The organism is Arthrobacter sp. SRS-W-1-2016 (assembly GCF_002009585.1).
GTDB classification, from domain to species: domain Bacteria; phylum Actinomycetota; class Actinomycetes; order Actinomycetales; family Micrococcaceae; genus Arthrobacter; species Arthrobacter bambusae_A.
This window is the reverse complement of sequence record NZ_MTPV01000024.1, coordinates 22,481-44,658: the sequence shown is the minus strand read 5'-3', so window position 1 is coordinate 44,658 and position 22,178 is coordinate 22,481. Positions and strand designations below refer to the sequence as shown.

Below are 22,178 nucleotides of genomic sequence, written 5' to 3'. Positions count from 1 at the left end.
TTGAAGTGATCCCCATTGCTTGTGTCCGGTAGCCAGGAGGGCGTTAGCCCCGCAGTTTTTCCATGGTCGGATCCACGAGGGGATCGGCGGAGATAGTGGCCGGGATCCGCTTGCCGAAGTATTCGATCTCGACGGCGTCACCGTCGCCCGCTTCTGCGGGCAGCCAAGCGTAGGCGATGGGCTTCCGGACGGTATAGCCGTAGGCGGCGCTCGTGACGTATCCGGACGGCTCGCCGCGGTAGTAAACGGGTTCCTTGCCCAACACCACGGACGTGCCGTCGTCGACGGTCAGGCAGCGCAGGCGGCGATTGACGGGCAGTTCGCGGCGGGCTTTGAGGGCCTCGGCGCCGATGTATCCTTCCTTGTCCTTGCTGACGGAGAAGCCAAGTCCCGATTGGTAGGGTTCGTGCTCCGGGGTCATGTCGGTACCCCACAGCCGGTAGCCCTTTTCCAGGCGCAGGCTGTTGAACGCGCCGCGGCCAGCCGCGATGATGCCCTGCTCCTGGCCCGCCGCGAACAGCAGGTCCCAGAGCCTTTGGCCGTTTTCCGCCGTCGTGTACAGCTCCCAGCCCAATTCGCCTACGTAGGACAGCCGCATCGCTGTGACAGGAATCCCGCCGATCCGGACCTTCTTGGTGCGGAAGTACTTCAGTCCGTCGTTGCTGAAATCGTCGTCGCTCACCTTGGCGATGACGTCGCGGGCGAGCGGCCCCCAGAGCCCTACGCAACACGTGGAACCGGTGATATCGCGGATCTGGACCCACTGGCTGACGTCCTCGGCGGTCTGCTTACGGGCTTCGGTGGTGAAGTAGTCGAAGTCGATGTTGCCGTTCGCGCCCACCTGGAACGTGGTCTCATCCAGCCGGGCCACCGTAATGTCGCTGCGGATGCCGCCGTCGTCGTTGAGGAGCAGGCAGTACGTCACCGCACCCGGCTTCTTGTCGACCTTCCCGGCGCTGAGGCGCTGCAAGAGGGTGACGGCGCCCGGCCCGGAAACCTCCAGCCGCTTGAGCGGCGTCATGTCATAGAGCGCGACGGCGGTCCGCGTCTTCCACGCTTCGGCGGCGGAAATGGGGGAGTGGAACATGGCGGCCCATGAGTCGCGGTCAGGCGCACGCCATTCTTCCGGGACCGCTTCCAGCAAACCGCGGTTGGCCTCGAACCAGTGCGGGCGCTCCCAGCCGTGGGCTTCGAGGAAAAACGCCCCGAGCTCCTTCTGCCGGGCATTGAACGGGCTCAGGCGCAGCTCGCGCGGAGAGACCCTCGGCTGCAGGGGGTGCAGGACGTCGTAGATCTCCACGAAGTTCTGCTGGGAGGTTTCGCTGACGTAGCTCTCCGCGGTCTGGATTTCTTCGAAGCGGGAGACCTCGCATTCGTGGAGCGGGATGCGGGACTGGCCCTCGATGAGGCGCTCGGCCAGGGCTCGGGCCACGCCGGCGGAGTGCGTCACCCAGACGGCCTCGGCCACGAAGAAGCCGTCAACGTCCTTGGACTCGCCGACGAGTGGACCACCGTCGGGGGTGAACGAGAAGATCCCGTTGAAGCCATCGGCAATCCGGGCACCCGCGAGGGCAGGAAGGAGTTCCTTGGAGTCTTCCCAGCACGGCAGGAAGTCTTCTTCGGTGAACGGCAGGCGGGACGGCATCCGGTGCTCGGACATGTCAGCCGCAGCAACCTCGGGCAGTTCCCGGAGGTCCACGGGCATGGGCTTGTGGGCGTAGGAGCCGATGCCCATCCGGTCTCCGTGCTCGCGGTAGTAGAGGTCCTTGTCCTGGTGGCGCAGGATGGGCATCCAGGCGCCGTTGGCGGGGTCAATCAGCCGTGAGGCATCGTTCCGGCCCACGAGCTCGGGCACGGAGGTGGTCTTGACGTACTGGTGGGCCAAGGGGAGGAGCGGCACGGACATACCCACCATGGCGCCGATCCTGGGTCCCCAGAACCCGGCGCAGGAAACCACGATGTCTGCCGGGATCACGCCGTCGGGCGTTTCGACGCCGGTGACCTTGCCTCCGGCCTGTTCAATGCCGGTCACGGGAGTGGAACCGCGGAACGTGACCCCTGCGGCGCTCGCCTTGGCGATGAGCAGGCCAACGGCGCGGGCCGCGGAAGCCAAACCGTCGGAGGGGACATAGAGTCCGCCGAGCACCTTTTCCTGGTCGAGCAGCGGGTAGTGCTTGGCGCACTCGTCCGGATCGATGAGCCGGCCTTCCACACCCCACGACGCCGCGTAGCCCAGCTTGCGTTTGAGGTCCTCCAGGCGCTCCGGAGTGGTGGCCACCTCAAGGCCGCCCACCTGGTTGAAGCAGGAGACGCCGGATTCGCTGAGGGAGAGCAGCTTGTCCACGGTGTAGGACGCGAATTGGGTCATGGCCTTGGAAGCATTGGTCTGGAACACGAGGCCGGGGGCGTGGGAGGTTGAGCCGCCCGCCAACGCCAGCGGGCCCTGCTCGACCACTGTGATGTTGGTCCAGCCGCGGGTGGACAGTTCATCCGCAAGATTGGCGCCGACGATGCCGGCTCCGATGATGACGACACGGGGTGATGTGGACATGCGGGAAGCTCCTGAATTAAGAGGTGTGGAAGTTTGGGGCTCGCCGGACCCTAGACGTGGCCGTCGACGGTCAACCCAGGTGGAAGGTTCGGGGCGTCCTCGGATTCTTTGACCATGATCTGGCCATCCACCACCAGGACTTCGTGGACCCTGATGGGCAATTTTGCGGGAGGCGCGTCGGCGGCTCCCGTGCGCAGGTTGAACTTTGAAGCATGGAGAGGGCACTCTACCCAGCAGTCCTCCACCCAGCCGTCGGCGAGCGAGGCGTCTTGGTGGGTGCAGGTGTCGTCGAGGGCAAAGAGTTCGCCCTCTTCGGTGTGAAACACGGCAATGGGCGGAGACGTTTCGAGTCGAATCGCGTCCCCCGGAGCCAACGAGCTAAGCGGGCAAGCACTGTGCATCTCACGAACCTTCTTTCACCGGGCTGGTCGAAACCTGTGGGGCGGTTGTCTCATGATCAACGCTGATCACAATACGCAACAGAGTGATCGACCTCACATAGGCTTGTCAAGGGGGTGAATTTCCTGCGCAGATTCCTTGACACGCGATGTGAAGTCGGTCACGCTGTTTCGCATAATGAAGTGTGTTGCGTATGGCGCAATAAAACTTTCGAACGGCTCGGCGAGGAGGAAGCCATGGAGACATTGGCGATCGTGGGCGCATCATTGGCGGGTCTTTCCGCCGCCCGCGCTGCCCGGGCGCAGGGCTTTTCCGGCCGGCTGCTCATCATTGGCGATGAGCAGCAGCGGCCCTATGACCGCCCGCCCCTGTCCAAGGAGTTCCTGGCAGGAAAAATCGGTATCAAGCACGTCATGTTGGAAGCCGGGGAGGCGGATTCAGATGACCCGCTCCAGGCCGAATGGCTGCTGGGCTCGCCGGCGCGAAGCTTTGACGCCGCCACCAGGACCATCACGCTAGGCGACGGACGCGCCGTGGTGGCTGACGGCGTCGTGATTGCCACGGGAGCCTCAGCCCGCACGCTGCCCGAACTCGCGGGCCTAGCCAATGTCTTTACCTTGCGGACTCTCCAAGACGCACAGGATCTGGCCCCGGAGCTCGTTGCGGGCGGCCGGCTGTTGGTTGTGGGCGCCGGCTTTATCGGCGCGGAAGTCGCATCAACAGCCAAGGGCCTGGGAATGGACGTAACTATCATCTGCAAGAGCGAAGTGCCGCTGAGCGCTCCGCTCGGTCCGGAGATGGCTGCCGTCATGGCCACACTCCATGGGATGAATGGTGTGGAGCTGGTTTGTGACACGGGAATCGACTCGTATTACAGCTACGAAGGAAATGTGACCGGCGTCCGGCTGAGCGATGGACAGTACCGTTCCGCCGATGTCGTACTCCTTGGTATCGGTGCGGTGCCCAACGTCGGGTGGCTGGCCGGTTCGGGCGTGGAGCTCGACGACGGGGTCACATGCGATCCGATGGGACGGACCAACGTTCCCGGCGTGGTTGCCGTGGGAGACTGCGCGGCCTGGTTCGACCCACGCAGCGGGCGGCACCAACGGGTGGAGCATTGGAGCGGCGCCCAGGAACGTGCCGCCCTGGCCGTGGCCGGACTCTTGGATCACTCAGCCGCGCCTCTTCCGCTCAACTTGCCGTACTTCTGGTCTGACCAATACGGAGTGACGCTCCAGTTCGCCGGCCATGCGCAGGACGCAGAGCGTGTCGAGATCGAGGCGGGGCAGCTCGAGGACCACAGCTTCCTTGCCGTGTACTACCGGGGCGCGGAAGCGGTGGGCGTTCTGGGTGTGAACCAGCCGCGCCTGTTCACCCGTTGGCGCCGGCAACTCAACGCCCGCAACGCCCCGCCCGTCCTGACAACCCCATGAACATCCCCAGCCCCACTGCTTCATCACTGAATAGGAGTCGGCATGACCACTGAAGTTGTTTCCCCCAGCCTGATCCCCACTCTCCCCGGCCACACGTATGTCAGTGAAGACATCTTCCGTGCCGAGCAAGAGCACATCTTCGAACAAATGTGGTTCTGCGCAGTGCGGACCGCGGACCTGGAAAAGGCCGGTTCGTTCAAAACGGTGCAGATCGGCCGCGAGAGCGTGCTCATCAACCGAACCCGCAAAGGGGAAATCCGCGCGTTCTACAACATCTGCCGGCACCGTGGCGTGAAGCTGTGCATGGAGGAGTCCGGTGAAGCCAACCGCTCGTTCCAGTGCCCGTACCACGCCTGGACCTACGACCTCGAGGGAAAGCTCATCGCGGCCCCCAACCTCACCAAGATGCCGGATATCGACCGCAACGAATACGGACTGGTCAAGGTCCACGTCCGCGAATACATGGGCTACGTCTGGGTCTGCCTCGCGGATGAGCCACCGTCGTTCGAGGAAGACGTCATGGGTGCGATCGAGGAGCGCCTCGGTGACCTGCGTGCTGTTGACGACTATGACATCGCGAACCTGAGCCTTGGCCGGCGCATCAAGTATGACGTCAAGGCCAACTGGAAGCTCATCATCGAAAACTTCATGGAGTGCTACCACTGCGCCACGATCCACCCCGAACTCACCGAAGTCCTGCCCGAGTTCGCCGATGGACTGGCGGCGCAGTATTTTGTGGGCCACGGCGCCGAGTTCGGCGACGACATCAAGGGCTTCACGATTGACGGTTCCGAGGGCCTGGATCGAATTCCGGGAGTGGGCGATGACCAGGATCGCCGGTACTACGCAGTGACCATCAAGCCGAATGTCTTCGTCAACCTGGTTCCGGACCATGTCATCATCCACCGCATGTTCCCGCTGGCCGCCGATCACACGATCGTCGAATGCGATTGGCTGTACCTGCCCAGCGTGGTGGAATCCGGCAAGGACGTGAGCGCTTCGGTGGAGCTCTTCCACCGGGTCAACGAGCAGGACTTCGACGCCTGCGAACGCTGCCAGCCAGCCATGGGTTCCAAGATCTACGCCAAGGGCGGCGTCCTGGTACCGAGCGAGCACCACATCGAGGCGTTCCACAGCTGGGTCACCAGCAAGATCGCTGACGTCCCTGCAGACAGCTAGCCTGAGGAATGTCCGTCGATGTAACGAGCTACCCGGAACCTAGGAAAAGGAACACAGCCAATGGTTTACAAAGTAAGGGCGGTCATCGCCAAGGAAAAGAACGCACCGGTCTCCCTGGAGACCATCCTGGTGCCGGACCCCGGTCCGGGCGAGGCGCTGGTGGACATCCTCACCTGCGGCGTGTGCCACACCGACCTGCACTACAAGCAAGGCGGCATCACCGATGATTTCCCCATCCTGCTCGGCCACGAGGCCACGGGTGTAGTCAGCGCCGTAGGGCCGGACGTCACCGAAGTAGCGCCGGGGGACCGCGTGATTCTGAACTGGCGTGCCGTGTGCGGGGAATGCCGGGCCTGCGCCAAGGGCCAGCCGCAGTACTGTTTCAACACGCACAATGCCACCCAGAAGATGACCCTGGAGGACGGCACTGAACTTACACCGGCCTTGGGGATCGGCGCCTTCGCAGAGAAGACCCTCGTGGCCGCCGGGCAGTGCACCAAAGTGGACGACGACGTCGATCCCGCCGCCGTCGGGCTGCTCGGCTGCGGTGTGATGGCAGGAATCGGCGCCGCCATCAACACCGGGGAGGTCAAGCGGGGCGAGTCCGTGGCCGTCATCGGCTGCGGCGGCGTCGGCATCGCTGCCATCGCCGGGGCAAGGCTCGCCGGCGCCACGACGATCATCGCCGTGGACATCGACGCCAACAAAATCGAGATGGCCAAGTCCCTGGGAGCCACGCACGGTGTCAACTCCAGCCAGGAAGACCCCATCGAGGCCATCCGGGCCCTGACCGGCGGGAACGGTGCCGACGTGGTGATCGACGCCGTCGGACGCCCGGAGACCTACAAGCAGGCCTTCTACGCGCGCGACCTCGCCGGCCGCGTGGTACTGGTCGGCGTCCCGACGCCGGGCATGTTGCTCGAACTGCCCCTGCTGGATGTCTTTGGCCGCGGCGGTTCGCTGAAGTCCTCCTGGTACGGGGACTGCCTGCCTTCCCGCGATTTCCCGATGCTCGTGGCGCACTACAAGCAAGGCAACCTCGACCTGGACGCGTTCGTATCCGAACGGATCACCATCGACCAGGTGGAAGAAGCGTTCGCCAAGATGCACGAAGGCAAAGTGCTCCGCTCGGTCGTGGAAATCGCATGAGCGTCACCATCGAAAACCTCGTCACCTCGGGCACGTTTTCGCTCGACGGCGGCACATGGGACGTGGACAACAACGTCTGGATCGTCGGCAACGACGATGAATGCGTCATCATCGACTGTCCGCACGACGCGTCGGCGATCATCGAGCAGGTCCGTGGCCGGAAGGTGCGGGCCATCCTGCTCACCCATGCGCACAACGACCACATCGGAGCGGCGCTCGACGTGGCGAACGCCGTGAACGCCCCGATCCACCTGCACCCCGCGGACATGGTCCTGTGGGAGCAGGTGTATCCGGACGCCGGGCCGGACCGTCACATTGCGGACGGCGACGTCTTCGAGGTGGCGGGCACGGTCCTGCAAGCCATCCACACACCGGGCCACTCGCCGGGTTCCACGTGCTTCCACCTGGAAAGCGAAGGCACCGTCTTCACGGGCGACACGCTCTTCAACGGCGGCCCGGGAGCCACCGGCAGGTCCCACAGCGACCACCCGACCATCCTGGCCTCGATCCGGGAGCGCCTCCTGACGCTTCCGGCGGAAACCGTGGTCCGGACCGGCCATGGCGGGGACACCACCATCAAAGCCGAGACGGAAAACCTCGCTTAGGCAGCGCGGGATCGCCAGATTGACGGACCCTAGGCGCCGCTGGCTGCGGTGTAACCCATCTTGACGCTGATTGAATACCCGGCCTGCTTGAGCGCATCGAGCAGGCCGGGTATTTTTTCGGGCTCGAAACGGAAAGCCGGGCCGGAAAGGCTGATGGCTCCGATCACGGTGCCGCTGTGGTTGCGGATCGGAACGGCGACGGCGTTGAGTCCGCGCTCGAGTTCTTCATACGTGGCGGCGTATCCGGCCTCGGCAATGATGGGCATTTGCTGCTCAAGCTCATCGCGGTCGGTGATGGTCTGTGGCGTGTATCGCGCCTGGCCGGCTTCCCTGAGAACGCGGTCACGGGTCGCAGGCGGCAGGGCGGCAAGCATGACCTTGCCGCTGGACGTGGCGTGGAGCGGGGTGAGCCCGCCGATCCAGTCCTGCGTGCCAAGCGTGTTGGGGCCAATGGCCTGGTCCACATTGACCGCGAAATTCGACCGCAGCACGGCCAGGTTGGCAGTCTCAGCGAACTTCTCCGCCAGGGCTTCGAGATCTTCCCGGGCCTCCCTGACCAAGCTGAGGCGGGCCGGAATGGCGCTGGCCAAACGCAGGATGTTGAAACCGAGTTGGTATTTTCCGCGCTCGTGATTCTGCTGGACCATGCCACGGGCGTCCAGGGCGCTCAGCAGTCGCGACGCCGTTGACTTGTGGACGCCCATTTCCTCCGCGATCTCACTCACGCCGGCATCGCCGTTACGGGCGATGATCTCAAGCACAGTGATGGCCCGGTCCACGGACTGCACACCGGCGTGGTGCGCGCCGGCGGGATCGGTATCGGGGTCGTTGGCAATGCTTGCGTCAGCGTCCATGTGGTTCATCGTCTCAAACGCGGTCAAATGAGCGGCCTCTCCTGGCTGCGTGTCCTGGGTACTGCCGTCCGTCAGGCCTGTGTGGTTATAGGATCGGGCGGTATGGCACTGCGACTTGTTCAGGTGAATTTCAAGGCACGCGATGACGCGGTCCTCGGGCGGTTTTGGGCGGAGGCCCTCGGCTGGGAAGTTTCCAGCGAAGGACCCGGCGTGAGCAATGTCGAACCAGGGGGCTTCACCGGGCCGGACCCTGCCGCTGTGTGCGTCGATGTCGTCACAGTCCCGGACCCCGAGACGGTCAGGTACCGCGCCCATCTCGATCTCGCCACCACCTCTGCGGCCCATCAAGCGGAGCTTGTGGCGCGCCTGGTGAAGCTCGGCGCGACGCCGGCCGATATCGCTCAGGGTGACGTGCCGTGGACGGTCCTGGCCGACCCGGAGGGCAACCTGTTCTGTGTGCTGGAGCCTCGGCCGATCTACGGGGACACCGGGCCGATCGCCGCGGTGGTGGTCAGATGTGCGGATCCGCGGGCCATGGCCCGGTTCTGGAACGGCGCGATGGACTGGACCCTGCACGAGGTGAGCGACGATCTTGCGCGGCTGCGTTCGGCCAAGGGTGTCGGGCCGTATCTGGAGTTCGTCCGGACACCCTCCGCGAATGCCGCGTGTGGCCGGGTGCATCTCGATCTGAGGCCGTACCGCGGCGATGATCAAGCGGCAGAGGTGGCCCGGCTGCGGACCTTGGGCGCCACGGACGCCGACGTCGGCCAAGGCGATGTGCCGTGGGTGTGCCTTGCCGACACGGAGGGCAACGAATTCTGCGTCCTCACCCCCGGCTAACGCAGCGCTTCGGGGCTAACGGCTCGCCGAACCGGCAGGGGAGCTGGGACCGAAAGGCGGAGGCCTAAAATCATTGTCCGTTAGGTTCCCGGGTCCATGCGTCATCCAGCGAATGACTAGGAGGGCCACAATCAAAGCAAGTGCGGCGCCAACCAGTAAAACAGGAAATTGCCACTTCATTCTCCCCATCCGCAAACCCCTCGATCCAAAACAGCTGGTCAAGACGTGATCCGGTGCGACAGAGATACCGAACTGGCCAGCCTGCCCGCATTCCTTCGCCCACCTCGAACCTAATGGCCCATGTTGGAAGTTGTTTTTGGTTTGGCTTTGGCGAGGATTTCCATGGGTGTCTTGATCACGCCCTCACGCTCAGGGTTCTATGTGCTTCCCCTCGCTACCACTCAAATATGGGCGATTCGCCACTCATTTTGATTCGGAAGACCACTCAGTGCAGGTTTCCCTTGTTAGCGTTTGTCATGAAGGCCCCCCCGTCGCGCCTTAAAGAACTCGGTGTATCTGTTCTTTCGATTACCGAAAAGGAACATCGATGAGGCCTTCGTGAGGCGGGTCGTCGACCACGCCCATGACAGTTTCACGATTGGGGACCAAATGAATTTCAAAGGGATCCTGGCCTGTCTGGCCATTTCTGCGCTCCTAACCGCTTCAACAACGACACCCGCCATAGCTGACGTCGATGCCAACGCGGGAGGCGGTCCGGCGAGATTCGAAAACGCGCCCAAGGAAGCCGCGAAGGCTGAGGCCGTAGCCCGCAAGGTCTTCGAGTCCGATAATCCCGAGCTTGCGGCCAAATCGCTCGGCTCGGAAGAGCTTAGTTTGTTTGAAGCCTATAGCGCGGTCGCGAATGTCATCAGTTCGCCGAAAAGCTACGCTCCGGCAGATAGTCTGGCCAAGCAATCCACATTGAAGGGAATAACGCCTGCTCAGTTCGGCACTCTGGCTTCCGGATGCTGGAACACTTCATCCTGGGTTATAGGCACGAATGCCTTTGGAGGGTGGCTTTACAAGCTGACCGTTAGTGGCGGATGGTGTGGCAACGGTTCCTCAGCAACACATTCATGGTTCAACGGCACGTGGGGTGAGACGTTTGCAATTGGGTGGCGCGACAATGGTCAGGTCTCCAGCCACGCAATCATCTCGGGCGGCTCGGCTAAAATTGTCGGACAGCGCGAGTTCAAACTCGGTGTCGGGGGTTGGGACGTGTCGTCGCCCCGGCCCTGCGTGCGGATCATAGGTCACGGCAATGGTGAAAAAGGAGATGACCAATCATGCAGCCCTTGGTAAGAAAGCGCTCAGGCGTTGCGCTCTCCAGGTTTTTCCTGCTGGGAGCGGCCATCTTGTTGATTTTGCCGCTCTATCCATTCACAGCTATCTCTGCTGTCCTGTCAGGATCTGCCCTCTTTCTTGCTGCCAGAGAAGCCCCCAGTCGGAACCGCACCCTCACGTTGGCCACGGCCGTTGTGCTGCTCGGAATGGTCATCCTCTTGACGCTCCTGAGCCTCCAGACAGGAACCATTGGCCCCCACAGTGGCGAGGTCTCGAAAGTGTAGCTCCCGCTATTCAACGCTCTCCGGCGCGCACGACGGCGACACGCCCCGAAAAGGACGTGTCGCCGTCGTTGTTAATTCCTTTGGTGCGGCCCGCCGTCGATCGCCAAGGCCGTTCCTTCTTGGGCCCCACCGTGCCACACTTGATGGACTATCGAGTGACTGGGGGGATCCGGGTCAGGAGATTGGTATGAGAGTTCTGATGCACCCCCGCACCTCGGACCGCCGAGTGATGGCGAGCCAGCCATGATCATCGGTTGGGCTTATTTCATGGCGGGAGTAATGACAATTGATGGGCTCTTGCTGGGCTTGCTGCTGCTGAATGTGAAGTGGCCCAAACACTGGAATAGGCACGGCTAGCGGCAGCGGTTTCCCACGGGCCTAGAGCACCTTGCGGATCGTCTGTTCGAAACTCACCACGTGATGCAAGGCGAGCGCCGCCGCCCGCTCCTCGTCGCCGTCGGCGATGGCGGTGAGCAACTCGGCGTGTTCCGCGACGTGGCCAGTCACCGATGGCATCTTGTCCAGCATGTGGCACCAAATGCGGGTTGCGAGGTTGTCGTAGCGGATCAGCACGTCCTCGAGGTGCGGATTGGCCGCGGCCTTGTAGATGAGCCGGTGCACCTGGATGTCGTAGCGCATGAGTTCCTGCTGGCCGGCGTCGTGTGCTTCCAAGCCGCTGATGGCCGCGGCGACCTCGCGCAGTTCTTCCCGCAGCTTCGGGCTGGCCATGCGGGCGGCCCGCCGTGAGGCCAAGGGCTCAAGCAGCTCCCGGATTTCGGAGACGTCGGCGAGCTGGGTGATGTCGACTCCCGTGGCGAAGGTTCCGCGGCGGGGATACGACACCACGAGGTGGTCGCTTTCGAGCCGCTTGATGGCCTCGCGCACCGGAGTCCGTCCGATGCCGAGTTCAGCTGCAATCTGACCGTCGTTGATCGGGTCTCCGGGTTTGATGTCCAGCATGATGAGCCGGTCGCGCAGGAGCAGGTAGGCGTTTTCCGCCAAGGACGTTCCTTGCGTGCCTGTGTCCAGTGCCTCCAGTGCAGTGCTCATGTGTCCTCTCCCGTTTGTCACAATTCCAAGTCTGGCGGATCAGTTGCTGCCGGGCTGTTGACGGTTGTGTGATCTCCAACATACTATGGCAACAGTTCTAATATATCAGTTGCTGATTAGTCAGTAAATATAAGTATCTCAAAAGGAGAACATGATGGTTGAACCGCTGATCCGCCCGCTCGCCCTGGCGGACCCGGAGGTTGAACAGGCGATCGCCCAGGAACTCATCCGCCAGCAATCCACGCTGGAAATGATCGCCTCCGAAAACTTCGCCCCTGCAGCCGTCATGCAGGCACAGGGCTCGGTCCTGACCAACAAGTACGCGGAAGGCTACCCGTGCAAGCGCTATTACGGTGGCTGCGAGCACGTGGACGTCATCGAGCAACTGGCTATCGACCGCGTCAAGGCCCTCTTCGGCGCCGAAGCCGCAAATGTCCAGCCGCACTCCGGCGCCCAGGCCAATGCCGCAGCCATGTTCGCGCTCCTTGAGCCGGGGGACACCATCATGGGCCTGGATCTCGCACACGGTGGCCACCTGACCCACGGCATGCGTATCAACTTCTCGGGCAAGCTGTACAACGTCATCCCGTACCACGTCAGCGAATCCGATCTCCGGGTGGATATGGCGGAAGTGGAAGCCCTGGCCCTGGAACACCGCCCCAAGCTGATCGTGGCCGGCTGGTCCGCGTACTCGCGCCACTTGGATTTCGCCGAATTCCGCCGAATCGCCGACCTCGTGGGTGCCTACCTCATGGTGGACATGGCCCACTTTGCCGGACTCGTCGCGGCCGGACTGCACCCCAATCCCGTGCCGTATGCCGACGTCGTGACCACCACCACCCACAAGACCCTCGGCGGTCCTCGCGGCGGAGTGATCCTGTCGAAGGAACAATACGCACGCAAGATCAACAGCGCAGTTTTCCCCGGCCAGCAGGGCGGTCCGCTGGAACACGTGATCGCGGCCAAGGCTGTCGCGTTCAAGATGGCGGCCGAGCCCGAGTTCCAGGAACGTCAGGTGCGGGTATTGGAAGGCGCCAAGCTCCTTGCCGAACGGCTCCTCAAGGACGACGTCGCCGCGGCAGGGATCTCGGTGGTCAACGGAGGCACCGACGTCCACCTCGTCCTGGTTGACCTGCGCCACTCGGAACTGGACGGCCAGCAGGCCGAGGACACCCTGCACCGCATCGGCATCACCGTGAACCGCAACGCCGTCCCGTTCGACCCGCGGCCGCCGATGGTTTCCTCGGGCCTCCGGATCGGCACCCCGGCACTCGCCGCCCGCGGCTTCGGCGCCGAGGAATTCGCGGAGGTCGCGGACATCATCGCGACGGCGCTGATCACCGCCGCAACAAGCGGCACCCTGGGTGACCACACCGCCGTCGAACTCCGTGCGAGGGTTACCGCGCTCGCCGAACACTTCCCGCTTTACCCGCACCTTTCCCGGACCGGCAGCGGCAACGACGCCGCTGCCACCGAACGTGAGGCAGAAATGATTGGAGCAGCCCAGTGAGCGCAGACCAACTCCCCGAACACCCGGATTTCCTGTGGCGCAACCCGGAGCCCAAGGCTTCCTACGACGCCGTGATCGTGGGCGGTGGCGGCCACGGCCTCGCCACCGCGTACTTCCTGGCCAAGAACCACGGCATGACCAACATCGCCGTCCTGGAGAAGGGCTGGCTGGCCGGCGGCAACATGGCCCGCAACACCACCATCATCCGTTCCAATTACCTGTGGGACGAGAGCGCTGCCATCTACGAGCACGCCCTCAAGCTCTGGGAGATCCTGCCCGAGGAACTTGAGTACGATTTCCTCTTCAGCCAGCGCGGCGTCATGAACCTCGCCCACACCTTGGGCGACGTCCGCGAAAGCGTCCGCCGTGTCGGTGCGAACAAGCTCAACGGGGTCGACGCCGAATGGCTGGACCCGCAGCAAGTCAAGGAACTCTGCCCCATCCTGAACATCAGCGACAACATCCGCTATCCGGTGATGGGCGCCACGTACCAGCCCCGGGCGGGCATCGCGAAGCACGACCACGTCGCCTGGGCCTTCGCCCGCAAGTGCGACGAGCTCGGCGTGGACATCATCCAGAACTGCGAAGTAACGGGCTTCCTGAAGGATGGCAACCGCGTGGTGGGGGTCAAGACCAACCAGGGAACCATCCACACCGAAAAGGTTGGACTCGCCGCGGCCGGCCACAGTTCCGTCCTCGCCGAAATGGCAGGGTTCCGCCTCCCGATCCAATCCCACCCCCTCCAGGCGTTGGTGTCGGAGCTGCACGAACCCGTCCACCCCACAGTGGTCATGTCCAACCACGTGCATGTCTATGTTTCCCAGGCACACAAGGGCGAACTCGTCATGGGCGCCGGCGTCGACTCCTACAACGGCTACGGCCAGCGCGGCTCCTTCCATGTGATCGAGCACCAGATGGCTGCCGCCGTCGAACTCTTCCCCATCTTCGCCCGGGCCCACGTGCTCCGGACCTGGGGTGGAATCGTGGATACCACCATGGACGCCTCGCCGATCGTCGGGCTCTCGCCGGTGGAGAACATGTTCGTCAATTGCGGCTGGGGAACCGGTGGCTTCAAGGGCACTCCGGCTGCCGGCCTGACCTTCGCCCACACCATCGCCACGGGTACCCCGCACGAGCTCAACAAGCCTTTTTCGCTGGAGCGCTTCGAGACCGGTGCCCTGATCGACGAACACGGCGCCGCCGCCGTCGCCCACTAGCCGCAGCCCTTTAGGAGACCAACCATGCTGCTCATCAGCTGCCCCAATTGCGGGCCACGAGACGAAACAGAATTCCACTACGGCGGCCAGGCACACGTCGCCTATCCGGAAAACCCGGACGCTCTGACGGACCGCCAGTGGGCCGAGTATTTGTTCTACCGCGACAACACGAAAGGCGCTTTCGCCGAACGCTGGGTGCACAGCACCGGTTGCCGCCAATGGTTCAACATGCTCCGCGACACCGTCAGTTACGACATCCAGGCGATCTACAAAATGGGCGAACCGCGCCCTGACCTGGAGCGCCCCGTCGTGAACAACCCAGCCGCCACCACTCCGGAAGGAGCAACGAAGTGACCCCGCAGAACGCCCGCCTCGCCACCGGCGGCCGCATCGACCGCAGCATCTCCTGGCGTTTCACCGTGGATGGCCAAGAATTCACCGGCCACCCGGGAGACACCGTTGCCTCCGCACTGCTGGCCAACGGCCGCATCAACGCAGGCAACTCGCTCTACGAGGACCGGGCCCGCGGCATCATGTCCGCCGGCGTGGAAGAATCCAACGCCCTGGTCAAGGTGGCTGCCCGCTTCCCGGGCCATGTCGCCGAGTCGATGCTTCCCGCGACCACCGTCTCCCTCGTGGACGGGCTCAGCGTTGAGTTCCTCAACGGCCTCGGCAGGCTCGATCCCAACGAGGACCGCGCCGAGTACGACAAGAAATACGTCCACACCGACGTCCTGGTGGTCGGCGGCGGCGTTTCCGGCCTCGCGGCGGCCCGCGAAGCGGTCCGGACCGGTGCCCGGGTCATCCTGATCGATGACCAGCCCGAACTCGGCGGCTCGCAGCTTTCCGGCTCCACCGCCCCGGAACTCGCCGAGGTGATCGAAGGCAAGCAGGCCCTGGAATGGATCGCCGACGTCGAGGCCGAACTCGTTTCCGCCGCCGAATGCACCGTCCTCAACCGCACCACGGCGTTCGGCTCCTATGACGCGAACTATGTGATCGCGGCACAGAACCGTACGGACCACCTCGGCAGCCCGGCCGCGGACGGCGTCTCCCGGCAGCGTATTTGGCACATCCGTGCCAAGCAGGTGGTCCTGGCCCCCGGCGCGCACGAGCGTCCGCTCGTCTTCGAGAACAACGACCGGCCCGGCATCATGCTGGCCTCGGCTGTCCGTAGCTACCTCAACCGCTACGCAGTCGCCGCCGGGCGGCGGGTCGTCATCGGCACCACCAACGATTCGGCCTACTTGCTTGCTGCGGATCTGCTCGCCGCTGGCGTCAAGGTTGCCGCCGTCGTCGACGCCCGGCCGAAGCTCAGCGATAAGGCCGCGGCCGCCGTCGAGAGCGGCATCCGCGTCCTCGTCGGCAGCGCCGTCGCAGATACCTCCGGCGCGGGGGAGAACGGCCGGATCGACGCCGTCACCATCCGCAGCCTTAACGACGACGGCGAAGTCACCTCGGGCGTCGAACGGCTCGCTTGCGATCTGCTGGCGGTTTCCGGTGGCTGGAGTCCCGTGGTCCACCTCCACAGCCAGCGCCAGGGCAAGGTGCGTTGGGACGATGACCTGGCCGCCTTCGTGCCGAGCTCCGTCGTCAAGGACCAGCACGTGGTCGGCGCCGGACGCGGAAGCTACGGGCTCGCGGACTGCCTGGGCGAAGGCGTATCCGCGGGCGCCGCGGCCGCCATCGCCGCGGGGTTCAGCTCCGAGACGGTTCCCGCCGAGATCAAGGCGCCGGTTGCCTCCGCCCCTACCCGCCAGTTGTGGCTGGTGCCGGGGCAGAGCGGAAACGCGGGGGAGTGGCACCACCACTTCGTCGACTTCCAGCGCGACCAGTCCGTGGCCGACGTGCTCCGTTCCACCGGGGCCGGCATGCGCTCGGTGGAACACATCAAGCGGTACACCTCCATCAGCACCGCCAACGACCAGGGCAAGACGTCCGGCGTCAACGCCATCGGCGTGATCGCCGCGGCACTCAAGCAGGCCGGCGAAGCATCCCGCGGCATCGGTGACATCGGAACCACGACCTACCGGGCACCGTTCACGCCGGTCGCCTTCGCGGCCTTGGCGGGACGCCAGCGCGGCGAGCTGTTCGATCCCGCCCGCGTCACCTCCATCCACCCCTGGCATGTTGCCCAGGGAGCGCTCTTCGAGGACGTCGGCCAGTGGAAGCGCCCGTGGTACTACCCGCAAGCGGGCGAAGACATGGACGCCGCCGTGCTCCGCGAATGCGCCGCAGTCCGCGAATCCGTGGGCTTCATGGACGCCACCACCCTCGGCAAGATCGAGATCCGCGGCAAGGAGGCCGGTGAATTCCTGAACCGCATCTACACCAACGCGTTCAAGAAGCTTGCCCCCGGTTCCGCCCGCTACGGGGTCATGTGCACCCCGGACGGCATGATCTTCGACGACGGCGTGACCCTGCGCCTCGACGAGGGCCGCTACTTCATGACCACCACCACCGGCGGCGCCGCCAAGGTCCTCGACTGGCTCGAGGAGTGGCACCAGACCGAGTGGCCGGAGCTCGACGTGGTGTGCACATCGGTGACTGAACAGTGGACGACGATTGCCGTCGTCGGGCCCAAATCCCGTGCGGTGATCGCCAAGGTCGCCCCGCAACTGGCGGCCGACGGCGGGTTGGACGCCGAAGCGTTCCCGTTCATGACGTTCCGCGAGACCACGCTGGCCTCCGGAGTCCAGGCACGGATTTGCCGGATTTCCTTCTCCGGCGAGTTGGCTTACGAAATCAACGTTCCGTCCTGGTACGGGCTCGACACCTGGGAATCCGTCGCCGCCGCAGGTGCCGAGTTCAACATCACCCCCTACGGCACCGAGACCATGCACGTGCTGCGTGCCGAGAAGGGCTACCCGATCGTCGGGCAGGACACCGATGGCACTGTCACCCCGCAGGATGCCGGGATGGAATGGATCGTCTCCAAGGCGAAGGACTTCATCGGCAAACGTTCGTACAGCCGCGAGGACGCGGTCCGCACCGACCGCAAGCACTTGGTCAGCGTCCTCCCGGCTGACGGTTCGTTCCGTCTCCCGGAAGGCACCCAGCTCGTGGAAAAGGGAATTCCGGTCAACCCGGCATACGGCCCGGTGCCGATGCAGGGCTTCGTGACCTCGAGCTACCACAGTGCCGCTTTGGGCCGGTCCTTCGGCCTGGCATTGATCACCAACGGCCGCAACCGGATCGGCGAGACCCTCGTGGCCTCTGTCGGCGACCAGTTGCTGGATGTCGTTGTGGGAGAAACCGTACTTTTCGACGCTGAAGGGACCCGTAAAGATGGCTGAAACAGCAACCCCCGTAAACCCCGAGGCGCTCCGTGCGGCTCGCCGTAGCCCGGCGTCGCACCTCGCTCCGAGCTTCGAAACCGGCTCCGTTTCCGGAACCGTCGCTTTGAAGGAGATCCCGTTCCAGACCATGGTGGGGGTCCGGGTTGCCAGGGAGTCCGACGCCGGAGCCCGGCTCGCGTCCGTGACCGGCGGCTTGCCGGCAGCCTGCGGGGAGATCAGCGGGAACGAAAGGGCCACTACTTTGTGGCTTGGGCCGGACGAATTCCTGGTGGTCGCACCGGAATCGGCCCACGATTCCCTGGGCGGAGACCTTGTCAGGGCACTAGTGGAGGCACTGGGCGAGGACCCGGGCCAAGTGGTGGACTTGTCCGCCAACCGCACCACCTTCGAACTCTCCGGAGTCCGTGCCCGGGACGTCCTGGAAAAGGGGTGCTCGCTGGACTTGCATCCCCGGGCTTTCCGCACCGGGACGGCCCTGGCCACGGAAATCGGCAACATCCCCGCGATGCTGTTGAAGACCGGCGAGACCAGTTTCCGGATCTTCCCACGGGCTTCCTTCGCCGACTTCCTGGGCCGCTGGCTGCTCGATGGCATGAGGGAATACGCCTCTCCCGAGGTTCCCTGATGGCACTGAGTGTGCTTGACCTGTTTTCCATTGGCATCGGGCCGTCGTCTTCGCACACAGTCGGCCCGATGCGGGCGGCAAAGCGGTTCACCGATGGCCTGGAATCCTCCGGGCAACTCGCGGCAACGGTGCGCGTCCAGGCAGAGCTTTTCGGCTCGCTGGGCGCCACCGGCCGCGGCCACGGCTCGGACAAAGCCGTGGTGCTGGGACTGCAGGGCCAATCGCCGGAAACCGTAGACACGTCTACTGCCGACGACCAGGTTGCCGCGGCCGCCCTCGACGCCGAATTGCGGATAGCCGGACACCACCGCGTGGACTTCAATTGGGACGAAGACGTGGTCCTGCACCGACGCAAGTCCCTCCCTGCCCACCCCAACGGCATGACGTTCCGGGCACTCGACCATACCGGGGAAGTGCTTCGCGAACGAAGCTTCTATTCAATTGGGGGCGGCTTCGTCGTGGACGGCGACGCCTCTGGAAGCGACAAAGTGGTCGCCGACAGCACTGCGTTGCCCCACCCCTTCACTACCGCGGACGAGCTCCTGGCTATCTGTGCACGGGAGGACATGTCCATTTCCGATGTCATGCTCGCCAACGAGCTCGTGTGGCGCAGCGAAGCCGAACTACGCGAGCGGCTGCTGCAGATCTGGGCCGTCATGCGCGAATGCGTGGACAACGGCTGCGCCGCGGAAGGGATCCTGCCGGGAGGCTTGAACGTGAAGCGGCGGGCGCCGTCGTTGTTCAAGACCCTCACTGCGGACACCGCCGTGAGCGACCCGCTCCGGGCCATGGAATGGGTCAACCTGTTCGCGCTGGCCGTGAACGAAGAAAACGCCGCAGGCGGCCGCATCGTCACGGCACCCACCAACGGGGCAGCCGGCATTGTGCCGGCGGTGCTGCACTACTACACGAAATTTGTGCAGGGAGCCGACGACGACGGCGTGGTCCGCTTCCTGCTCGCGGCGGCCGCCGTCGGGATCCTGTTCAAGATCAACGCGTCCATTTCCGGTGCCGAAGTCGGCTGCCAGGGTGAAGTGGGCTCCGCCTGTTCGATGGCCGCCGCCGGTTTGTGCGAGGTCCTCGGAGGCACTCCCGAGCAAGTGGAGAACGCCGCTGAAGTGGGCATCGAACACAACCTCGGCCTCACCTGCGATCCCGTAGGCGGGCTGGTGCAGATCCCGTGCATCGAACGCAACGCCATCGCCAGTGTGAAGGCCATCAACGCCGCCCGCCTTGCCCTGCACGGCGACGGCAGCCACAAAGTGTCCCTTGATAAAGCCATCAAAACCATGCGAGAGACAGGAGCGGACATGAAAAGCAAGTACAAGGAGACCTCCCGCGGAGGCCTCGCCGTCAACGTAGTGGAGTGCTAGCCATGACTGTCACACAGAATGAACCCGTTACTTCGGCGCTGCCGGCTACCACCGTTGAGCATGTCCTGACGCTCGACTGCCCGGAGACCCGGGGAATCGTACATGCCGTCTCCGGCTTCCTCCTGGAACACGGTTGCGACATCATCGAGAACAAGCAATTCGACTCCCAGCTGGATCGCCATTTCTTCATGCGGGTCCACTTCGCGTCGGAAGGCGACGAGTCGACGATCGACTCGCTGCGGGAAGCCTTCGCGCCCGTTGCCGAGAAGTTCGGCATGCGCTGGGAACTGCAACGCCAAGGGGCCAAGCGGCGGGTGTTGATCATGGTTTCGAAGTTCGAGCATTGCCTCAATGACCTTCTGTTCCGGGCCCGGACCGGGGAACTGCCCGTCGAGATTGTCGGGGTAGTCTCCAACCATCCGGACCACAGGCGTACGGTCGAGTGGCACGGCATCCCCTTCTTCCACGTGCCCGTTACGGCGGACACCAAGGCGGCGGCCGAGGGACAACTCCTGGACCTCATCGACCGTCTGGACGTCGAACTGGTGGTGCTGGCCCGCTACATGCAGGTCCTCAGCGACGATCTCGCGCGGAAGCTGGACGGACGTGCCATCAACATCCACCATTCGTTCCTGCCCAGCTTCAAAGGTGCCAAGCCATACCACCAGGCCTACGCGCGAGGCGTCAAGACCGTGGGTGCCACCGCGCACTACGTCAACGGCGAGTTGGACGAGGGGCCGATCATCGCCCAGCAAGTGGTGGAAGTTGACCACACTTTTGGTCCGGATGACCTGGTGGCGGCAGGTCGAGATACCGAGTGCAAAGCACTCAGCAACGCCGTTCGCTGGCATTGCGAAGGCCGGGTGATCCTGCAGGGAAACAGGACGGTGGTGCTGAAGTAAGGCGTGGCGGCCCGACCCATTGCGGGCCGGGCCTTCCTCGCATATGGTTGCACTTGCCGGTCAGCCGGCAAAACAATTGGGGGGGCGAGGTACTCGCCATTTTGAAAGGCGCGTACATTCGTGGTCCGTCGACAAGGCGGCATAATAGCCGCTTGCTTTTTTGCCGTCACAGCAGTCGCAGGAGTAGCTGTCCCTGCCCATGCCGTTGATCCAGTCATCACCATCGATCCAACGCCTGCGTGGGCGCAGATCTATGCCAATAACCCGCCGGTGCAGATTCCGTCGTCGGCGACGAGCCTTGACATGAAACTCCCGCCGGACGCTTCCGCTGTGCTCGGCAAGAGCGTGAACAGCACACTCCAGTACCGGGTGTACAACACTGAGGACAGCACGGCAACGCCGCTTCTTTCCGGCACCGCCGTGGCCGATTCCTCAACCCTCCACGTGTCTATCCCGATCCCGCAGGGCTTGGCGGGCCTGACACCGGGGTCCATGCAGTATTGTCATGACGCCACGGGGAACTGTGCCAACACCTCGGTCCCGGCCCAGGACTATTCCGGGTTTGTCGTGGCGGTCCTGGGGACGCCCATCGCGCCGGGAAACGGCGAGATTTTCGTCCAGAGCGGCCTGACGGCCGGAGGGCCGGCGGGGTCATCGACCGTTTCGATGGACCTTGGCCTTCCGCAGGCCCTGCCGCTGACCTTCTTCATCCAGAAGGACTCCACCACCTCGCTGGCTTCCTACACGGACAAGCTGATCTTCCGCAGCGTCCCGGGGTATTTCACCTCGGGCCCGGACAAGACCTGGACGAACGCGATCCCCTACGGTTACTTCTGGAAGTCAGGCTCTCCCGGAACCAGTATTAATGCCCAGGTGAACTACAGCGCCGACGGAAGCAAGGCGATCGCGACGGTGCCTACTGGCTCCATTCCCCAGGTGTGTTCCACGCACCCGGAATATTTCGTCATGGGCGTCGCAGATGGCGCGATCGACGCTGCACGGTATGCCCTGGCCCGGGTCGCTTTGGGGTCTCCGCAATGCACCCAGCGTTTCACCGACGCCCCCATCAACAGCGGGTTCTACCGCGAGATCCAGTGGCTCGCGAGCCAAGGCATCACCACGGGCTACGGCGACGGAAGCTATGGGGCGACCCTCGCCGTTCATCGGGACGCCATGGCCGCTTTCCTCTACCGTCAGGCCGGCTCGCCCTTATGGACTCCGCCCGCAAACTCGCCATTCGTGGACATGACACCCAATTCACCCTTCTACAAGGAAGTGACCTGGCTGGCGAACTACGGCATCACCACAGGGTGGGTGGACCCTAACAACGGCCAGCGAAGCTTCCACCCTGGTGACAACATCGGCCGGGATGCCCTGGCGGCCTTCCTCTACCGGTTCAGCGGAGCGCCCAGCTGGAATGCCCCGGCGACGTCGCCGTTCAATGACATCACCCCCCTCTCGTCCTTCTACAAGGAGATCACCTGGCTCGCCGCGGCCAAGGTCAGCACGGGTTACGGCGACGGGACGTTCCGGCCCTTGAGTGCGGTCAACCGTGATGCCATGGCCGCGTTCCTTTACCGCTGGCAGACAGCGTGGTACCTGGGCACCCAGTAGGAGTGAGCGG

The 22,178-nt window shown here is 64.1% G+C and carries 17 protein-coding genes and 1 pseudogene; 14 read left to right on the top strand and 4 right to left on the bottom strand.

Annotation, left to right across the window (positions count from 1 at the left end; translation table 11 throughout):
* Nucleotides 1–43: 43 nt before the first annotated feature.
* Complete coding sequence (locus BMF89_RS06200) at nt 44–2,551, bottom strand: FAD-dependent oxidoreductase (protein WP_078106205.1); 2,508 nt, start codon at nt 2,549–2,551, stop codon at nt 44–46.
* Nucleotides 2,552–2,601: 50 nt separating this feature from the next.
* The gene (locus tag BMF89_RS06195; protein WP_078106204.1) at nt 2,602–2,952 is read right to left on the bottom strand and encodes a bifunctional 3-phenylpropionate/cinnamic acid dioxygenase ferredoxin subunit; all 351 of its coding nucleotides are present in this window, start codon (nt 2,950–2,952) and stop codon (nt 2,602–2,604) included.
* 234 nt (nt 2,953–3,186) lie between these two features.
* Between BMF89_RS06195 and BMF89_RS06190 the strand changes: the two genes are divergently transcribed.
* Genes BMF89_RS06190 through BMF89_RS06175 form a run of 4 tightly spaced genes read left to right on the top strand, consistent with a single transcriptional unit; the run spans nt 3,187 to nt 7,316 of the window.
* Complete coding sequence (locus BMF89_RS06190) at nt 3,187–4,383, top strand: FAD-dependent oxidoreductase (RefSeq protein ID WP_171983414.1); 1,197 nt, start codon at nt 3,187–3,189, stop codon at nt 4,381–4,383.
* 42 nt (nt 4,384–4,425) lie between these two features.
* On the top strand, nt 4,426–5,562 hold the full coding sequence (locus BMF89_RS06185) for an aromatic ring-hydroxylating dioxygenase subunit alpha (RefSeq protein ID WP_078106203.1): 1,137 nt from the start codon (nt 4,426–4,428) through the stop codon (nt 5,560–5,562).
* A 60-nt stretch (nt 5,563–5,622) separates the two neighbouring features.
* Nucleotides 5,623–6,711, top strand: coding sequence for an S-(hydroxymethyl)mycothiol dehydrogenase (locus BMF89_RS06180; protein WP_078106202.1), 1,089 nt, complete (start codon nt 5,623–5,625; stop codon nt 6,709–6,711).
* Nucleotides 6,708–7,316 (top strand): MBL fold metallo-hydrolase, encoded by a 609-nt coding sequence (locus BMF89_RS06175; RefSeq protein ID WP_078106201.1) that lies wholly within the window; start codon nt 6,708–6,710, stop codon nt 7,314–7,316. Before BMF89_RS06180 ends, BMF89_RS06175 begins: the two co-directional genes overlap by 4 nt.
* A gap of 29 nt (nt 7,317–7,345) precedes the next feature.
* Here BMF89_RS06175 and BMF89_RS06170 read toward each other — a convergent pair whose 3' ends face one another.
* Entirely contained in the window at nt 7,346–8,170 is an 825-nt protein-coding gene (locus tag BMF89_RS06170; RefSeq protein WP_078106225.1) for an IclR family transcriptional regulator, read from the bottom strand.
* A 102-nt stretch (nt 8,171–8,272) separates the two neighbouring features.
* Here BMF89_RS06170 and BMF89_RS06165 point away from each other — a divergent pair, with 102 nt between their 5' ends.
* Complete coding sequence (locus BMF89_RS06165; protein ID WP_078106200.1) at nt 8,273–9,010, top strand: VOC family protein; 738 nt, start codon at nt 8,273–8,275, stop codon at nt 9,008–9,010.
* Between the two features lie 510 nt (nt 9,011–9,520).
* Nucleotides 9,521–10,312 (top strand): hypothetical protein, encoded by a 792-nt coding sequence (locus BMF89_RS06160; RefSeq protein ID WP_078106199.1) that lies wholly within the window; start codon nt 9,521–9,523, stop codon nt 10,310–10,312.
* 644 nt (nt 10,313–10,956) lie between these two features.
* On the opposite strand, the gene BMF89_RS06150 is transcribed toward BMF89_RS06160, so the two are convergent.
* Nucleotides 10,957–11,628: a GntR family transcriptional regulator gene (locus BMF89_RS06150; protein WP_078106198.1), complete on the bottom strand. Its 672-nt coding sequence runs from the start codon at nt 11,626–11,628 to the stop codon at nt 10,957–10,959.
* A gap of 154 nt (nt 11,629–11,782) precedes the next feature.
* On the opposite strand from BMF89_RS06150, the gene glyA reads away from it, so the two are divergent.
* The 8 genes and pseudogenes from glyA to BMF89_RS06110 all read left to right on the top strand — a co-directional run bounded on the left by glyA (nt 11,783) and on the right by BMF89_RS06110 (nt 22,168).
* Nucleotides 11,783–13,138 (top strand): serine hydroxymethyltransferase, encoded by a 1,356-nt coding sequence (glyA, locus tag BMF89_RS06145; RefSeq protein ID WP_078106197.1) that lies wholly within the window; start codon nt 11,783–11,785, stop codon nt 13,136–13,138.
* Nucleotides 13,135–14,355, top strand: a complete 1,221-nt coding sequence (locus BMF89_RS06140) for a sarcosine oxidase subunit beta family protein (RefSeq protein WP_078106196.1) — start codon at nt 13,135–13,137, stop codon at nt 14,353–14,355. The genes glyA and BMF89_RS06140 overlap by 4 nt, the downstream gene beginning before the upstream one ends.
* Nucleotides 14,356–14,379: 24 nt before the next feature.
* Nucleotides 14,380–14,652: pseudogene (locus tag BMF89_RS06135) on the top strand (sarcosine oxidase subunit delta); the annotation flags it as partial.
* Between the two features lie 53 nt (nt 14,653–14,705).
* A complete protein-coding gene (locus BMF89_RS06130) occupies nt 14,706–17,651 on the top strand; it encodes an FAD-dependent oxidoreductase (RefSeq protein WP_078106194.1) in 2,946 nt (981 codons plus the stop codon).
* On the top strand, nt 17,644–18,279 hold the full coding sequence (locus tag BMF89_RS06125; protein WP_078106193.1) for a sarcosine oxidase subunit gamma family protein: 636 nt from the start codon (nt 17,644–17,646) through the stop codon (nt 18,277–18,279). Before BMF89_RS06130 ends, BMF89_RS06125 begins: the two co-directional genes overlap by 8 nt.
* Nucleotides 18,279–19,652: an L-serine ammonia-lyase gene (locus BMF89_RS06120; protein WP_078106192.1), complete on the top strand. Its 1,374-nt coding sequence runs from the start codon at nt 18,279–18,281 to the stop codon at nt 19,650–19,652. The genes BMF89_RS06125 and BMF89_RS06120 overlap by 1 nt, the downstream gene beginning before the upstream one ends.
* Before the next feature lie 2 nt (nt 19,653–19,654).
* Nucleotides 19,655–20,554: a formyltetrahydrofolate deformylase gene (gene purU, locus BMF89_RS06115; protein ID WP_078106191.1), complete on the top strand. Its 900-nt coding sequence runs from the start codon at nt 19,655–19,657 to the stop codon at nt 20,552–20,554.
* 120 nt (nt 20,555–20,674) lie between these two features.
* Nucleotides 20,675–22,168, top strand: coding sequence for an S-layer homology domain-containing protein (locus BMF89_RS06110; protein ID WP_078106190.1), 1,494 nt, complete (start codon nt 20,675–20,677; stop codon nt 22,166–22,168).
* Nucleotides 22,169–22,178: the final 10 nt, after the last annotated feature.

Bases quoted from the DNA above. Each gene is read 5' to 3' on its own strand.
- BMF89_RS06200 (WP_078106205.1), bottom strand. From the start codon at position 2,551: ATGTCCACATCACCCCGTGTCGTCATCATCGGAGCCGGCATCGTCGGC.
- BMF89_RS06195 (WP_078106204.1), bottom strand. From the start codon at position 2,952: ATGCACAGTGCTTGCCCGCTTAGCTCGTTGGCTCCGGGGGACGCGATT.
- BMF89_RS06190 (WP_171983414.1), top strand. From the start codon at position 3,187: ATGGAGACATTGGCGATCGTGGGCGCATCATTGGCGGGTCTTTCCGCC.
- BMF89_RS06185 (WP_078106203.1), top strand. From the start codon at position 4,426: ATGACCACTGAAGTTGTTTCCCCCAGCCTGATCCCCACTCTCCCCGGC.
- BMF89_RS06180 (WP_078106202.1), top strand. From the start codon at position 5,623: ATGGTTTACAAAGTAAGGGCGGTCATCGCCAAGGAAAAGAACGCACCG.
- BMF89_RS06175 (WP_078106201.1), top strand. From the start codon at position 6,708: ATGAGCGTCACCATCGAAAACCTCGTCACCTCGGGCACGTTTTCGCTC.
- BMF89_RS06170 (WP_078106225.1), bottom strand. From the start codon at position 8,170: ATGGACGCTGACGCAAGCATTGCCAACGACCCCGATACCGATCCCGCC.
- BMF89_RS06165 (WP_078106200.1), top strand. From the start codon at position 8,273: ATGGCACTGCGACTTGTTCAGGTGAATTTCAAGGCACGCGATGACGCG.
- BMF89_RS06150 (WP_078106198.1), bottom strand. From the start codon at position 11,628: ATGAGCACTGCACTGGAGGCACTGGACACAGGCACGCAAGGAACGTCC.
- glyA (WP_078106197.1), top strand. From the start codon at position 11,783: ATGGTTGAACCGCTGATCCGCCCGCTCGCCCTGGCGGACCCGGAGGTT.
- BMF89_RS06125 (WP_078106193.1), top strand. From the start codon at position 17,644: ATGGCTGAAACAGCAACCCCCGTAAACCCCGAGGCGCTCCGTGCGGCT.
- BMF89_RS06120 (WP_078106192.1), top strand. From the start codon at position 18,279: ATGGCACTGAGTGTGCTTGACCTGTTTTCCATTGGCATCGGGCCGTCG.
- purU (WP_078106191.1), top strand. From the start codon at position 19,655: ATGACTGTCACACAGAATGAACCCGTTACTTCGGCGCTGCCGGCTACC.